Consider the following 14,560-nt stretch of genomic DNA (forward strand, 5'->3'; position numbering starts at 1 on the left):
TATTAAGCTTTTAATATTGTTATGATAATCGGGTGCAATCCACACAGCGTGTGCGGATTTACGCACAATGCGGAGGCGTGATGAAGGTTGATCCTGGGGATTTGAATGCATTCGTTGCGGTGGCGCGGGCCAAAGGGTTTCGCAGTGGCGCACGCAAGAGTGGCAGCAGCGCCTCTGCTTACAGCGAAGCGGTGCGTCGCCTGGAGGCGCAGCTTGGAGTCAGGTTGCTTAATCGGACAACGCGCAGTGTGGTGCCAACCGAAGCAGGGCAGAGCCTGCTCGCACGACTTGGCCCGGTCCTGGCTGAAATGGAAGCGGCGCTGGATGTCGTCAATGTATTTCGGGAGCGACCCGCCGGTACGCTTCGACTCAATGTTCCGGTAAGCGCTTCGCGGCTGGTATTGGCTGATATCGTGCCGGGCTTTCTGGCGGCTTTTCCAGATATTCAACTGGAAATATTTTCCGAGGAAAGCTTTGTCGATGTGATTGCCGCCGGATGCGATGCGGGCATTCGCTATGAGGAGCGCCTGGAGCAGGATATGATCGCGGTGCCAATCGGCCCTCGAACTCAGCGTTTTGCTGCTGCCGCCGCACCTGCTTATCTTGAGCGCTGCGGCCGCCCGCAGCATCCGCGTGATTTGCTTAACCACGCTTGCTTGCGTATGCGATTTTCCAGCGGTTCAATGCCGCCATGGGAGTTTGAACGCGACGGTGAGAAATTACGGGTGGATCCAACCGGGCCGCTCATCGTACAGGCAGGCGGCGGCACGGATCTGGCTGTGGATGCCGCGATCGCCGGTAGCGGGATTATTTTTCTTTTCGAAGACTGGCTGCGGCCGCATCTGCAAAGTGGTGCGCTGGTGCCAGTACTCAAGTCGTGGTGGGTGAGCTTTTCGGGACCGTTTCTGTATTATCCAGGACGCAGGCTGGTGCCCGCTCCGCTTCGCGCATTCATTGATTTTGTCAAAGCCGATGGTGAGCAACGGTGACTGCCCCAGGCACTTGAGGGGCACCTACCTGTATAAGATGATCTGGGGGCGCTTCGCAGAGAGCTTTGCCGCGGGGTGAGTGTCTAACGCTTTAACTGCACAGGCCATAAAGCAATAATGCAGGTGACGGCGTGTGCACATTTGTCGCCCAGCGAGCGGGACAGCTGTTTTGTAATAATGGTAAACATTTCGGGAAGAGATGCCAGCGCATCCTCTTCCCGAATAGGTATCACAATTGGAATATTGCTATATGCTATAGATTATTTTGCGTTTAATGCCGCAGCAATCTGATCAATATTCTGTTGCATGGATGTCAGGCCGGCGCTGCCCATGATGTACCAGTTGTAAGGGTCCAGATAGACGATGCGATTGTTTTTTGCTGCTGCAGTGTCACGAATGACGGAGTTTTCCAGCACCTCGCGGGCTGACTTACTCTGCTTGCCGGTCGCGGCATTGCGATCAATCACGAATAGCCAGTCAGGATTGGCTTTTGCAATATCCTCCAGTTTGACCGGGTGGCGATCTTTTGCCGAGAGGCTCTTTACTGCATCGTTTGGAGTAAAACCGAAAACGTCATAGATCATGCCAAAGCGAGAGCCTGGGCCAAATGTGCTTGTTTTTTCGCCAACAGCAAGAATGAGCATGGCGTTGCCCGCTGTCGCTGTCTTGCCTTGCAGACCCGTAACGGCATCATTGAGTTTTTTCAAAGCAGTCTGCGCTTCGGCCTCTTTTTTGTAAATGGCAGCCAGCGTCTGTGTATTGCGTTCGATACTCTTGAGAGGCGCTTGTGTATCCACGCTCAAGTCCAGTGTGGGGGCAAGTTTGGCCATATCATCAAATTTGGCACGCGAACGACCACCTACGATGATCAGATCCGGCGATACCTTTTTAACGGCATCCTGGTCGGGTTCAAACAGCGTACCCACTTTGGGCGTGCTATCAGCGTTATATGCAGATAATGAATCCGGAAAGTGCGCTTTGGGTACGCCTGCAGCCTGAACACCCAACACCTGCATAATATCCAGCGTGGGCAGATCGAATACGACCGTTTTTGCCGGTTGCAATTTGACTGTGGCCGGACCTTTTGCATGCTGCACCGATACCTGATCAGTTTGGGCCATGGCCTGGCCTGCCAGTGAAGTCACACCAATGGCCACTGCGGTTTGCATCATGATCAGCCATTTTTTTGTTTGTCGCGTAGTTTTCATTTGTATGCCTTTGTTATGATGAACCGCAACGGCAGCGCTGCGGTTGTTATTTCAATCAGAATTTGACGTTCATGCCAAGCCAGTAGCGGCGGCCATCTTCCACGTAACCAAAATCGTCATAGCGGACCTGCTTGTCGAAGATGTTGTAGATGCCTGCATACACGGTGACGTTCTTATTGACGTCATAAGAGCCGCCCAGATCCACGTAAGTCGCAGAAGGCGCCATGGTCGTACTGGCCGAGAGGCCCTGGGTCGGATCGCTTTCCTTGCCACGGTAAGTGACTTTCATCCACCCATTGAGTTTGTCTGTGGGTTTCCAGTCCAGCCCGAGATTGAACATATGTTCGGGCATTTGATTTAGCGGGTTACCGGCGTACTGGCCGCTTTTCTGTTTGGAATAGGTGTAGGTGTAGCTGGATGTCAGCGACAGCTTCTCGCTCAGCGGTGCTGTCAGGGTTGCCTCCACCCCACGGGTGATGGCATCGTCCACGTTCACATAGGTGGTGGCCGAGCGTCCCTGTGCATTCACCGGTCCGCACTCCGGGCAGGGCACGCGAGTGATTTTGTCGGTGAACTCGTTGTCAAACAGCGTGATGCCCGCCATCAGGCCGCTATCATCGTTATAGATCAGCCCAATTTCTTTGGTCAGTGTTTTTTCCGGTTTCAGATCAGGATTGCCATACATATTGCCGCCGCGGCTGGAAGCGCCCCAGTCTGGCAGTGTTTGCCGTAGGGATGGGGCACGAAATCCTGTGGAAACGCCGCCTTTGATCGTCCAGTTGTCGTTCAGATGCCAAACTCCATACAACCTGGGGCTCCAGTGGATCCCGGAGGTTTTCTCGTTGTCCATACGCAGCCCGCCAGTCAGGGCAAACGAATCGGTAATCTGCCACTCATCTTCGACAAAAAAGGCATATTGCCAGCGGTCTACGGCAGAGCGGTCGGACATTTGGTTGGTGGTGGTGTCTTTAAGATCTTCCATGCTATAGAAGGCGCCGACCGTGGCGATATGACGCTCGAACAGCGGCATGCTCCATTTGGTGCTGGCCGTTGTGTTGCGGATGGTCATTTCGCGGAAAAGATTCTCAGTTTCTTCGCGCTGAATATAGGTATTTGAGGTGCCAAAAGACCAGCGTCCGTCGTGCGTCAGGGAAAAATGCTTGCGGTTAAATTGGCGGCGGCTTTCTTCTTCTGTCGCCGCCAGGGTTTTGCCCGGCGTTGAACGATAGTTCTGCCTGGAGGCGCCGGCTTCAAGTACGATATCGTGATCACGATTGGGCGTCAGGGCCAATTTGGCGGTCACGCCGCGATTGGTATGCCGGTTATAACCCTCGACGATGTCGTCCTCGCTGCGATGCGAGTAGATGCCATAAAGACTGAAACCGAGCAGGTCTTCTTTGATAGGGCCGGCAATAAAAAAATTACCCTGGAAATTATTGCCCGAGGCCGAGTGCTGCTGCAGGGTGGAATCGAGCCGGATCGAGCCACCCCATTTTTTCGGGATCTTGCGCGTAATCACGTTTATCACACCGCCCATGGCGTCCGAGCCATAAAGCGAGGACATCGGGCCACGCACCACTTCGATCCGCTCAATGGCCTCCAGCGGAGGGACCCAGCTCTGGTCGGTACCGGTACTGCCATTGGTCTGGGTTTCGCGGGTGCTCATGCGTTTGCCATCGACCAGAAGCAAGGTGTAGTTGGCGCTCATGCCACGCAGGGTTATGTCAGATGTGTTGTTGTCCGACGGCGTCATGATGACCCCCGGAACGTCGCGCAGCGCATCGGTCAGGTCGCGATAGGCGCCTTTTTCCAGCTTTTCGCGTGGAATTACGCTGATAGAGGCCGGGGCATCAATGATGTCCTGTTCAAAACCGCTGGCTGTAACCACAATGGGATTTAGTGACGCAACAGCTGTGTCGTCGCTCGCCGACTGTGCGTAGGCCACTTGAAACAGGGTAGCGCCCAGACTAAGTGCACATAATGCAGCCATCTGGCGGGCAGGGGTATTACGAGCCGGTTCTCGCTTTGATACCGGAGTAACAGGCAACATCAGAAAATTTCCTCTCTGGCAATGATAGAATGAGACTTATTCTCTATATGAAGTTCTAAATGAGAATTATTAGCTATTAGATATTGTCAGCTGTTCTTCAGCAATGTTCTTTCCATAACTTTTGATATCTTTGCACTTCTTGACATACACTTTGCCTGCCGGGCATGCCATATGTGATGAGAGAAGGGGCACTCACACCAAACATGCGCACTGAAAAGCCGAATGCGCTGCGGGTTCTCTTGATTGAAAACGACGTGGCGCTGTCCAAAATGCTTTGTGAATATCTGGAATCCCAGGGATATTGCGTTCTACTGGCGCATTCGGCCTACCAGGCCGACAGGTTGATGCGTCGGCGCCACCATCACCTTGCTGTGTTGGATGCAGATATACCGGATGTTGCCAGTCTGGAGTGGCTCAAGGGATATCGCCAGCAATCGAACAATCCTCTGATTTTGCTGACCGGCCCGGATACCGATTGCGTGACCGGCCTGGACTCGGGTGCTGATGATTGCCTGGCCAAACCGCTGCGCATGGCCGAATTGAAGGCGCGCATGCATGCCTTGTTAAGACGTCACGGAACTGATGAGGTACGGCCGCCGCCACCGCCATTGCGCCACTTCCAGCATAGCGGTTCATATCGCGCCGCATGCTATAGGACTGTTTCGTATCGCGGCTCAAGGTTTGATGAACCCGTCACGATAGGATCAGCCGGCGCTGACGCCGGCGGCGTACTTGTCGCCGGTCCGATTTCGCTGAATCCGGCCACCGGTGCGACCACGTTGCATGGCAGCGCGATAGTTCTGACTGGCGCGGAACAACGCATTCTTGAGGTATTGATGCGCTCTGCCGGTCGCGTGGTTCAGCGGCACAATATCGGTGCATTCGCGCTGGGCCGCATCCCTTCGTCTTATGACCGCAGTATTGACACGCATATCAGCAGCCTGCGCAGAAAGCTGGGGGTCAGTTCACAAAGCTCCAGGCTTCTTATCCGAAATCTGCGGGGACAGGGTTACTTGCTGGCCACCGAAGAGGCAGAGGTCGAGATGGGCGGCTCCGCCGCCTGATTAACACAACGATCTTGTAGTGATTTTGTCATACCGCCGCGCATGGCGGTATCATATGATAGATTCTTCACTGGACAGAAAAAAGTGTGCCAGCCGGGGCACCAGCCATACAAAGGTCGTTTATGCTCAGACTCATGTTGCTTCGTCACGCAAAATCCAACTCGATTCCTGGTGTTGCAGACTTGCAGCGACCCCTTGCCGAACGTGGATACCGTGAAGCCGAACTTGTCGGACAGTATCTGGTGGCGCAGCAGCTCAAGCCAGAGCTGGCCATCGTGTCGAGCGCTACGCGTACGCAACAAACCTGGACCCATCTATCGGCCGCTTTCGATACGTCGGTAAAGAAAATAACAGAAGAGCGGATCTACGAAGCATCGGTAGCCAATATTGTTCATGTCATACGCAATATTGAGCCGGGGCCGCGTGTGGTACTGGTGGTTGGACATAATCCGGGACTGTATCTGACGACACAATATTTATCGCGCGACGGCGAAGATGATGCCCTGGATCGGTTGGAAATGGGGTTTCCTCCTGCGTCACTGACGGTGATGGATTTTGATATGGATGCGTGGGAATTGGTTGCTGAGAGTAAGGGGACGTTGCTGCGGTTTGAAACGCCCGAGACGATGGTATTTGGTTAGGATCACATGGGTGCTCAAAAGGGTGACCGGCGGAGATGCCTGTGTGGGAATCAATTGATCACAGTGAGGCGTTTGCATCAAATAGACAATATGAGAGAGCTACATAAGTAAAGTTTAATCCCCGATAAACATCGACCGTTGGGTTTAGTCTGTTTAGCGCAGATGCTTACGATCATCACACAAAAGTATGGGAATGGATAAATCTTCAAAAAAATCAGCTATAAAAAGATTCTTGATCTGGCAGGTCGTCGTTGCATTGGTGTTATTAGTTGGATTTTGGTACTTGCGATCAGATTATTCTTTCGTGGTCGTTTTTTTTATAGAGTTGTATGCAGTCAGCAAGCTAGAAGACGGATTGATTACCTTACCGGCGTCCGTTATCAGGTATCAAAATATTTATGAGAATGGGACAGACGCAATAGCGTCTGTAATTAAAGTCGAAGGTACGGGTAGAGTGACTGAGTCTGGGGCATATTATATTTTTACGGTAGTGCTTGAAGCGCCCCCAGTCGAATTAGTCATAGAAGAAGAAATTTTGGATTCGCAGGTATGTATTAGTAACTTATCTACAATTCCCGTCCGTTATCTACCTGATACGATGGAGGCAATTATTCTGACCAACAAATTATAATTATAATTTTATCCATAGGTCCTCGTAACGGGCTGTATGCTTGGGGCGACACCAATCACAACTACATTTCTGCGATTGCTTTTTTCAATACCTGTCAGCCGTACTGCAGGTTTGTTGCATATTTTGTATTTTCTTGAGTAATTTGCAAGGTGAGATGTTTGGTTCATAAATACCTGAGATGCCATGCCACCTGTTGCTCCAGGCTGATCCCCAAAGGAGATGGCCTTTTTTGTCCCTTTGTTGTGGACCGGGGCAATACAAAATAATACGCGTGGGCAAGGATTGACGCCAAGGGCATGCGTTCCGAAATTTGGATAAGGAAATGGCGCGTTACCAAGCATTGGGGTTCTGCATATATCAGGAAATCCTAAATAGCCGCCCCCGAATTGAGTTGTGTTCCACATAATTAGCTCCTGAGTCAAAAAGTTTTGGAAATACTGTGTAGCTCTGCTCTTAGCAATGCGACATCCTTTTTTGCTATTCCACTCTTTCCCAGAAGGAAAGGGTCGGTAGTTAAAGCGGCGTGCAAAGAGGTATGCTCAAACTGAGCGTTCTTAAAACTGGAATTTCTTAAATCTGCATAATCAAAATTTGAAAAATTCAATGCACAACCATCGTATACGGCGCCTTTGCAATGTGCACGGGTAAAGGATGTATATGTTAGCGTTGAGTTGCTAAAATCAGCTCCTTCAACAATGGCATCCGTCCACACTGAACGATCAAATGTCGCGTCTCTAATCGTTGCATTGGAAGCGTTGGCTTGTGAGAATAAGGTCAATGAGCCATTTGTCTGATCAAGGCAGGCATTTGAGAGTGTCGTGTTTGAGAATACAGATTGAACCAAATTTGATCCTTGTAAATTGCTCTCGTCCATCTTTGCCTCCGTGAACTGGCAAGAAACAAATTTTCGGTTGGTTAAATCTATTCCGCGAAGATCGCAAGCGATAAATACGACTTGACTAAATAGTCGACTTTGAATATGCACTTGCCTCATATCCATTTCATAAAATACTGATCTTTCGATATCAACTTCACCAATCTCCAGGCCGGTAGCAGTCACGTCTTGAAAAATGGTTCTGAGAAAAAGCTCGACATTAAACTTTACAGAAGACAGATCAGAGTTTTGAAACACTACACCGTCTACTCTCGCATTGTTGAATATTGATGAAGAAAGGTCAGTGCTGCTAAAGGTAGTATCATCCAGCGTTGCTTCTATCATGCTGGTTTCCGTCAGCACACATGAACTAAATAACGTGTTGTTTAAACTACACTGGTCAAAAACAGCTTGATGAAACGTACATCCATTGAAAATACATTCATCTAAATCAGAGCTAGTGAAATCGCAACGATCAAAAGCAACTTCGTCAAACGCCATTCCAGAAAAATCCAGGCCTTTTAGTTCCAAATCACTGAACGTTTCCCCGTTGCACGGTTCGGATCGCTCTAAATACCCCAATAATTTATCTCTATTCATTCGTAAATAATGCATTAACGTTCAATTGATCTCGATGTATTGGGTACACCTCCAGTTGATCTCTAAAAGCGCCATCAAATTTTGTTTCCGGGCTTAGCTTAACCTTAGAGACGTTTGTTCTAAACAAGGTGGCCCCAGTAAAATCGCAACCAGCCAGATTCGCTTTCTCAAGCGTTGCTTGAATAAGATTTGCATAGCGAAAACTGCTTCCAGTGAGATCTGATTTATAGAAAATCGTATCACGCGCGACGACATGATCAAAGTTACAGTTCTGTAGTTGAGATTTTGTGAAATCTGAGCCAGTTAAATTGCATTTGTAGAACTGAATCGAGTGCAATTTTGTTTCCATGAAATTGCACTCCTGAAGATAGGAATTCAAGAATCGACTAGCTAAAACAGGCGAGTCTTCTTCAAACATGACATTGTTCAATGTGCATTCATTAAAGCTGCATTCATTGCATGTGGAGCTGGAAAATGTGCTGTCTTTCAACGTTGATTTATTGAATTCTATTTTTTCAAGAGTACTATTTTCAAATATGGTTTTAAAGATATCAGAGGTGAAAAAATTCGAACGTTCCATCTTGCCTTCGTCCAGAATGCACATCACGAAATCACAACCCGTAAACTCGATTTCAGTCCACTGGAAACCCGTTGGTGTCAACATTTCAAATTTGCATTTTTTAAATGCTGAATCACTCATCTGACTGTTTTCGATTTCAGTCTCAAGAAATGAACAGTGCAATAGTTTACATTTCTCCAATTTTGCTTTGGCCAGGTTGGTGCGTGCAAAATTGCCGCTTTCAAAGGAACAGTTGGTAAAGTGTCCTCTTGTCAATACCGCTTCTGAGAAATTAACATTTTTGAAAGTACAGTTTGAAAATATGGAATTTTCAAAAAAAGACTCGGAGAAATCAGCATCTTCGAATGTTAATCCGTTGAGCTTCACGCCCGTCATATCCATTTTTGTCAGATCTTTGCTTTGCGAGTAGCGTGTTAAAAGCGCCTGTCTTAATAATTGATCTTGCTCTGGTATAGGCCGAGTGGCAGCAGTCTGATACTGGGCTGTGTATAAATAGGACTTGCGTGCATAGCCTTTAAGTCTCTGTTTTTGCTCGTCAAATTTGGCTTGCTCTTCAGGCGTGCCCATTACTGAACTTGCCGGCATATCGAAATGGCTCAAATCAGGCGGCCCTGAAACAGGAATTTCTAATGTCTCGGTATCTGTGTTTGAATTCAAAGATTTCTCGATATCGTTTAAAAGAACAGCGCCACGAGGGTTTTCTGCTTTGAATTGATTGATAATTTCCTTGAGCTGATCATTAGCGGCCTGATCCGACTTTTGGAAATATTCTTTCTGTTCTTGATCGGTCATCGAACTGAAATTTATTTCCGGACCAACAAACTGCCCATATAAATCATCTTCTTTTATGCCATGTTGTTCCAGCGTTCTAGTCGTTTCCTGTTCTTGTGTTTGGAGAAACTTATCGATGCGAATTGATAATTTATTCTTATCTGGCGAATAGTCTATCGATTCTTTTGGCGAATTTATCAACGTTTTTGACACTAATTGCGAGTCATCTGACACATAATCTAATGAGGATTCTGGGTCCAAACGAAGGGCGCAGACGTCTTGATAATGTGTCAAGGGACGACGATCCTTTTCGGATTCTATAGCTCCCATAACAACAGCAATGTCATCGGCATCTTCATCTTCTATCTCCGTCGATCCATGAAACATCAATATAACGGAATCACGTTCAGGCAGGAACCATGCCGTTGAAAGCGTTATGTTATCAACTTCTTGCAATGAAGCGCCATTTTTTTCTTTCTTTATAAATGCACGGGCAGTAAGTGACGGTAAAGTGCCGTCCCAGCACGCTTTTCCAGGGTGCATATTCCAGATTTTAAATGAGGTCCTGTCTGGTATGGACTGAACCGATTGCCATTGTTGGTCATCGGACGCCATATTAAAAATTCCGGGTTTCATGTCTGGCAGGAATCCAGGGAAGTCATATTTGAACCACTCTTCGCTATAGGTACCCAACATACTCAATCGATCCGGATGGGTGGATCCTATCGGCCCAAAAGATACAGGTTCTGGTTTGTCTTCTTTCTTCGAAATTCGATGTGTAGGGTTTTCTATGTTTGGAAGTGGAATCGCTTTTTCTTTGCCAAGCTCGACTTCGGTAACACCTTTTCCTGCAGGGTTTTTCTCATGTCCGTCGCCGCCAAAGGCATTGTTCCAGGTAATCGGTAATCGAGAGAAGGGCTGGGGTTTCGTTGGCTCATTGCCAATCCAATATCTGTCTCCGATTACCAGCAAGCTTTTTTGCAACTCTCCAACTTCTGCTTTTACGATGCACACGTCTTTTGTATTTTGGTTGTTGGTGTATGCGAATCCGCTGATCAAATATTCAGGATTGGATTTCGGCATAATCTGATCCAGAATGCCATTACTATCAAGCTCTGGTAATACATTCGACCATAACTCCTGATCGTCAAGCAGATGCCATACGTCGGAATTTTGTTGTGCTAGAACATAAATCCCGATCCCTAACCGTACACTGCCTCTCCATTGATAAGGTCTAGTTAGAATAGTCAGCCTGGCTGGTTCAATTGTTTGCATTAGGAGTTGTTCTGGATTGTTACACGTCTAATGTATACCCCGCCAAAATGTTTCCATTTTTTAGAGCGTAAATACTTATTGCTTGAATTTTTTGTGGTGGTAGTAGTACCGTCATCTACAGTAGTTTTCTTATTCATAACTATACTTCCTTTTGGATCAACTATGAACGACCTACCCTGTGAATTCTCAAGTTCTTTACCTACCGGGTTAGCTTCTATTGTGCAGACACTTACTTTGATTTGTATAGCCCCAGAGTAAAACAAATTGGGGCCAGGTAAAATAAAAAAGGCTCCGGTATTGGTTGTTACTCCCGATAGATTCAGATAAAAATACGATTTGTTTTTGCTATAGCCGTAAAAACTCAGGTTGTTAGTATTTATCAATCCTTTGAGAGCGTAGGCGTATAACGAGAAATTTTTCCGATAGATTGCAGTATTGTACGTCTCTTCTACTTCTGGGCTATTAAGCGTAATATCCGCATCGGAAGTCCAGCTAATATTACTCTTGTGAAAATGTTCCGAAGATTTGTCCACGGTTTTTTTCAGCGTGCTTTTTTCATGAATAAAGTCCGCATTTTGTTCATAGACGTCGTGGGCGTTCCCTTTGAATCTAGCCATTTTTATATCCCCCACATATGTAATTGATAGAGCAGAGTACACGTCTTGTCTATTATTACACTCTCCTTAACCTTGTTTGTTCGCCATAGCATATGGAACTCGTGAACGCGGCGATGCTCTCTTCTTTGGGATCCCTTCCGAGAAATTTTAATGGGTGACGGATTAATAAATAACCCTCCGGCCAGATTATAAGAAGTGGAGGTTTCCGTTTTCCAGCCAGCGATTGCGGTATTTACTATATTTACCTGAATGTTGACCGCTGCAAATCCAGCTTGAGCGTATCCATGAGTTTCAGATGTCTGATAATCCAGTGTATGTTTTGGTGTTTGAATATCGACTGTATTAGCTTTTCGATAGAACGTTTTCCCTGTGGCATCAATAGTGAGTCCATTCGTGTAGTTAAACGTCGTTTTGTCTTTTACATAAACAGTTTCTATGCCATCAATATCAGATGTTAGATCTTTCTCATATACATTTTCGAATTTCTTTAGATACACAGTCATGATTCTTTTCTCAATACTCGTAAGACAAATATTATTTATATAAGCCGCGTTATCTTATTTCGCCAGACCGCTGTTCCAATCTTGCCAACAAAAAGCCCAGCTTTGGTATTTTTTAGTTTTGTTTGTGTTTTATTTTCATGAATCCCCTCCTTTGCAGTTACAGTAAAGAGAAGCTGAACTAGATTTACATTGCGCCAGTTGGTTTTTCCATTGCTAACAATCACCCCCGCGATTGAATTCGTATCGACTGTGGATAGCAAAAAAACACCATACAGATTAATATTCCCAGCCAAATATGTCTTTGTATATGACCAACCGGTTTCCCATTTTTTCCAATTGCCCTTACATTCAAGCCACTGGGTCGTCGTTTCATCAAGCGTGTCCGCTTTGATCGTCAGTTTTCCATTAGTAACGGTCAGACCCATACCCGCTTCGAAAGTGCTATTGGATTCTCCTTTGACGGTTTTGGTCTCTTTTCCGTCTACGGTATATGTCGCCGTATCTTTAAAAAGATCTTTGTAATTTCCTTTATATCGAGCCATAACCAAGCGTTCCTATTGTGGGTGGCATATATACGGTTTTGTTGGCGCTGTTGGTTCGCTGCCAATTTCTGCGGGGGCCTCTGGACTCACCGCCGTCGGCTCATTTGCAGTCCATTCTCCATCGACAACCAGATTTACATTTCCCTTGATTGTCAGATTGGTCGGCCCTTCAATATAATAATTGTGAGCATCTCCTTTAATGGATACAGTACTGCTGCCATCCCTGGTGAGGTGATAATCCGGTTGTTTTTCCTTGTATACGCCCGTAGTGGTTACTTCTCGGGTAGTTAAATATTCTTCTTTTGTGCCGGTTTCAACTTTTCTCTCAAGTCCGCCTTTGTATTTCTGTTTGGTGTCACTCTCCACATGATCATGGCGTGCGCCTCCCGTTGCTTTGTACTCGTTGGCACCGATTGTGGTATGAGCGTTGCAATTGACCGATGCTCGCAAGTCGTTGCCTACGACAACCTCCATATCCCTCAGGCTTCTAATCACCATATCCATTTGCGTTTTTAGCGTGATCAGCTCTGCACCCAAAGTATCGTCAAAAAGCATCATGTTCGTGGTGCCCAGATCCCCGAATACCGACTGGCTTCTGAAGCCGCTAATTGTTGCTTTCGCTGGCAGCTCCACCGGCGGCATATTACTGGCGTTATAAACCCGTCCCAATACGATGGGTCTGTCCGGGCATCCACCAATAAAGTCGACGACAACCTCGTCCTTGATCCGAGGCAGCTGCAGGCCGCCGAAGCCGCCGCCGGCCCAAGGGCTGGATACGCGAACCCAGCAGGAGCTGTTTTCATTTTTTTTGCCGTAGCGGTCCCAGTGAAACTGGACCTTGATGCGACCGTACTTGTCTGTCCATATTTCCTCTCCCTCAGGGCCCACTACGCGCGCAGTTTGCGGACCGTGGGTGCGAGGAATAGGCGTGATACGGGGTGCACGATACTGGATAGAGGCGGGCAGGGCGATAAAGGATTCTTCATAGAAATCCTCTGAGTTGGTGCCGGTGGCATAGCCTGCAACGCTCATCCGGTAATTGACCGAGACGACCAGGTACTCCTTGTTCTCTGCAGACCTGGGGTGGTTTCTCAGGTTGAAGGTAAAGCCAGCGGCGATGCCGCGGGCATTGGCGATGCCTCGTACCTGTTCCTGGAGGCTTTGCAGTTCCTGCAACCGTACACGTGAATATTGCTCACCATGATCCGCCTCCTGAAAGCCACCCTGCCATTCAAACATTTCCAGGTTGCCGTTTTGCGATCCGCCGGAACGCTTCGATACGGAATCCAGGCTTGCGCCAGGCTTGGTGAAATCGTAATCAGTGGTCGCGTAACCGTCTGGTGTGATCTGGGCTACTACTTCCCACATGGAAACGTACTCTTCCTGGGGCTTGCCATGGCGATCCGGACCGTAATAGGGGATTGATTCGTATCCCGGCGTGGCCTTGTGCGACGAAATGTCGTCTGTCATAACCAGGGTGTGCTGGCCGTTTTCATGCTTGAAGTAATAGTAAATACCTTCGTGTTCCATCAGACGGCTGATAAACGCGAAATCCGTCTCCTGGTACTGGACGCAATATTCCCAGTTGCGATAGGAGCCGCTGAGCTTCATTTCAAATGGGTATCCATACTCGCCCAGGACCTCCTTGATTACATCCGGCACGGTTTTTTGCTGGAAGATCTTATTGTCGGAGGTCTGGGTCAGATACCAAAGCCAGGGCCGTACACTCGCCTTATAGATGTAATAGCGGGATACGGCGTTTTCCCGGCCAATCAGCTGAAATCGTGTTACCTGCCCATTCAGAAAGCGGGATCCGGCCACTGTTTCGATTTCAAGCGTGAGCGGTTTGCCAAGCAGGCTCTTGAGGTCCAGACTGAAATTGTCGGCGACCAGTTCGACGTCGAATTCAAATAATTGCGACAGGCCTTCGGAGCCGTTCATCTGGCGAAAGCCCAGACTACCTCCGAGTGGCGTGTGTGCAACAATGGAGCGAAACTGGATCGAATTTGGAATATCCACGGAGATGTCCTTAGGTCAAAGGATGCGTGCGTTGCCGGAAAAATGTTGGAATGTTGTTTATTTACAGATAGTTAATGATTTTTTTGAGTCTTGTTTCATTAACATTACTACTCAAACGAATGTACGCAATCTGGGTATAAATTACAACTGGCGTATCTACCATATACGTAACAAAACATTAGTATTTCTGTAGCGA

Annotated in this window: 13 protein-coding genes; 4 read left to right on the forward strand and 9 right to left on the reverse strand. The window is 47.7% G+C overall.

Translation table 11 applies throughout. From position 1 onward, the window contains the following. The first annotated feature begins 80 nt into the window (after positions 1–80). The gene (locus EV681_RS14110; protein ID WP_130304325.1) at positions 81–989 is read left to right on the forward strand and encodes a LysR family transcriptional regulator; all 909 of its coding nucleotides are present in this window, start codon (positions 81–83) and stop codon (positions 987–989) included. A 260-nt stretch (positions 990–1,249) separates the two neighbouring features. Here EV681_RS14110 and EV681_RS14115 read toward each other — a convergent pair whose 3' ends face one another. Both EV681_RS14115 and EV681_RS14120 read right to left on the reverse strand, forming a co-directional pair. Then, a complete protein-coding gene (locus tag EV681_RS14115) occupies positions 1,250–2,197 on the reverse strand; it encodes a siderophore ABC transporter substrate-binding protein (RefSeq protein ID WP_130304326.1) in 948 nt (315 codons plus the stop codon). A gap of 55 nt (positions 2,198–2,252) precedes the next feature. After that, on the reverse strand, positions 2,253–4,247 hold the full coding sequence (locus EV681_RS14120; RefSeq protein WP_128392868.1) for a ligand-gated channel protein: 1,995 nt from the start codon (positions 4,245–4,247) through the stop codon (positions 2,253–2,255). 203 nt (positions 4,248–4,450) lie between these two features. Here EV681_RS14120 and EV681_RS14125 point away from each other — a divergent pair, with 203 nt between their 5' ends. The 3 genes from EV681_RS14125 to EV681_RS14135 all read left to right on the forward strand — a co-directional run bounded on the left by EV681_RS14125 (position 4,451) and on the right by EV681_RS14135 (position 6,583). Beyond that, entirely contained in the window at positions 4,451–5,311 is an 861-nt protein-coding gene (locus EV681_RS14125; protein WP_165393056.1) for a response regulator transcription factor, read from the forward strand. Positions 5,312–5,445: 134 nt separating this feature from the next. Continuing rightward, the gene (locus EV681_RS14130) at positions 5,446–5,952 is read left to right on the forward strand and encodes a SixA phosphatase family protein (RefSeq protein WP_165393057.1); all 507 of its coding nucleotides are present in this window, start codon (positions 5,446–5,448) and stop codon (positions 5,950–5,952) included. A gap of 193 nt (positions 5,953–6,145) precedes the next feature. Continuing rightward, positions 6,146–6,583: a hypothetical protein gene (locus tag EV681_RS14135; protein ID WP_130304328.1), complete on the forward strand. Its 438-nt coding sequence runs from the start codon at positions 6,146–6,148 to the stop codon at positions 6,581–6,583. A gap of 8 nt (positions 6,584–6,591) precedes the next feature. Here EV681_RS14135 and EV681_RS14140 read toward each other — a convergent pair whose 3' ends face one another. From EV681_RS14140 to EV681_RS14170, 7 genes are read right to left on the reverse strand one after another with little or no spacing between them, the layout of a single operon-like run. Beyond that, on the reverse strand, positions 6,592–6,987 hold the full coding sequence (locus tag EV681_RS14140) for a DUF4150 domain-containing protein (RefSeq protein ID WP_128392865.1): 396 nt from the start codon (positions 6,985–6,987) through the stop codon (positions 6,592–6,594). Positions 6,988–7,001: 14 nt separating this feature from the next. Then, a complete protein-coding gene (locus EV681_RS14145) occupies positions 7,002–8,057 on the reverse strand; it encodes a pentapeptide repeat-containing protein (RefSeq protein WP_165393058.1) in 1,056 nt (351 codons plus the stop codon). Beyond that, positions 8,050–10,683 carry a DUF2169 family type VI secretion system accessory protein gene (locus EV681_RS14150; protein ID WP_130304329.1) on the reverse strand — a complete coding sequence of 878 codons (2,634 nt, stop codon included), beginning with the start codon at positions 10,681–10,683 and terminating at the stop codon, positions 8,050–8,052. Before EV681_RS14150 ends, EV681_RS14145 begins: the two co-directional genes overlap by 8 nt. Beyond that, on the reverse strand, positions 10,683–11,300 hold the full coding sequence (locus EV681_RS14155; protein ID WP_128392862.1) for a hypothetical protein: 618 nt from the start codon (positions 11,298–11,300) through the stop codon (positions 10,683–10,685). The genes EV681_RS14150 and EV681_RS14155 overlap by 1 nt, the downstream gene beginning before the upstream one ends. A 2-nt stretch (positions 11,301–11,302) precedes the next feature. Beyond that, positions 11,303–11,803 (reverse strand): hypothetical protein, encoded by a 501-nt coding sequence (locus tag EV681_RS14160; protein ID WP_128392861.1) that lies wholly within the window; start codon positions 11,801–11,803, stop codon positions 11,303–11,305. 35 nt (positions 11,804–11,838) lie between these two features. After that, a complete protein-coding gene (locus EV681_RS14165) occupies positions 11,839–12,345 on the reverse strand; it encodes a hypothetical protein (RefSeq protein WP_128392860.1) in 507 nt (168 codons plus the stop codon). 12 nt (positions 12,346–12,357) lie between these two features. Beyond that, a complete protein-coding gene (locus tag EV681_RS14170) occupies positions 12,358–14,364 on the reverse strand; it encodes a type VI secretion system Vgr family protein (RefSeq protein WP_130304330.1) in 2,007 nt (668 codons plus the stop codon). Positions 14,365–14,560 lie beyond the last annotated feature (196 nt).

The sequence above is a fragment of the Advenella incenata genome (genome assembly GCF_004217095.1).
In the GTDB taxonomy this organism is placed as follows: domain Bacteria; phylum Pseudomonadota; class Gammaproteobacteria; order Burkholderiales; family Burkholderiaceae_B; genus Advenella; species Advenella incenata.

Bases quoted from the DNA above. Each gene is read 5' to 3' on its own strand.
- EV681_RS14110 (WP_130304325.1), top strand. From the start codon at position 81: ATGAAGGTTGATCCTGGGGATTTGAATGCATTCGTTGCGGTGGCGCGG.
- EV681_RS14115 (WP_130304326.1), bottom strand. From the start codon at position 2,197: ATGAAAACTACGCGACAAACAAAAAAATGGCTGATCATGATGCAAACC.
- EV681_RS14120 (WP_128392868.1), bottom strand. From the start codon at position 4,247: ATGTTGCCTGTTACTCCGGTATCAAAGCGAGAACCGGCTCGTAATACC.
- EV681_RS14125 (WP_165393056.1), top strand. From the start codon at position 4,451: ATGCGCACTGAAAAGCCGAATGCGCTGCGGGTTCTCTTGATTGAAAAC.
- EV681_RS14130 (WP_165393057.1), top strand. From the start codon at position 5,446: ATGTTGCTTCGTCACGCAAAATCCAACTCGATTCCTGGTGTTGCAGAC.
- EV681_RS14135 (WP_130304328.1), top strand. From the start codon at position 6,146: ATGGATAAATCTTCAAAAAAATCAGCTATAAAAAGATTCTTGATCTGG.
- EV681_RS14140 (WP_128392865.1), bottom strand. From the start codon at position 6,987: ATGTGGAACACAACTCAATTCGGGGGCGGCTATTTAGGATTTCCTGAT.
- EV681_RS14145 (WP_165393058.1), bottom strand. From the start codon at position 8,057: ATGAATAGAGATAAATTATTGGGGTATTTAGAGCGATCCGAACCGTGC.
- EV681_RS14150 (WP_130304329.1), bottom strand. From the start codon at position 10,683: ATGCAAACAATTGAACCAGCCAGGCTGACTATTCTAACTAGACCTTAT.
- EV681_RS14155 (WP_128392862.1), bottom strand. From the start codon at position 11,300: ATGGCTAGATTCAAAGGGAACGCCCACGACGTCTATGAACAAAATGCG.
- EV681_RS14160 (WP_128392861.1), bottom strand. From the start codon at position 11,803: ATGACTGTGTATCTAAAGAAATTCGAAAATGTATATGAGAAAGATCTA.
- EV681_RS14165 (WP_128392860.1), bottom strand. From the start codon at position 12,345: ATGGCTCGATATAAAGGAAATTACAAAGATCTTTTTAAAGATACGGCG.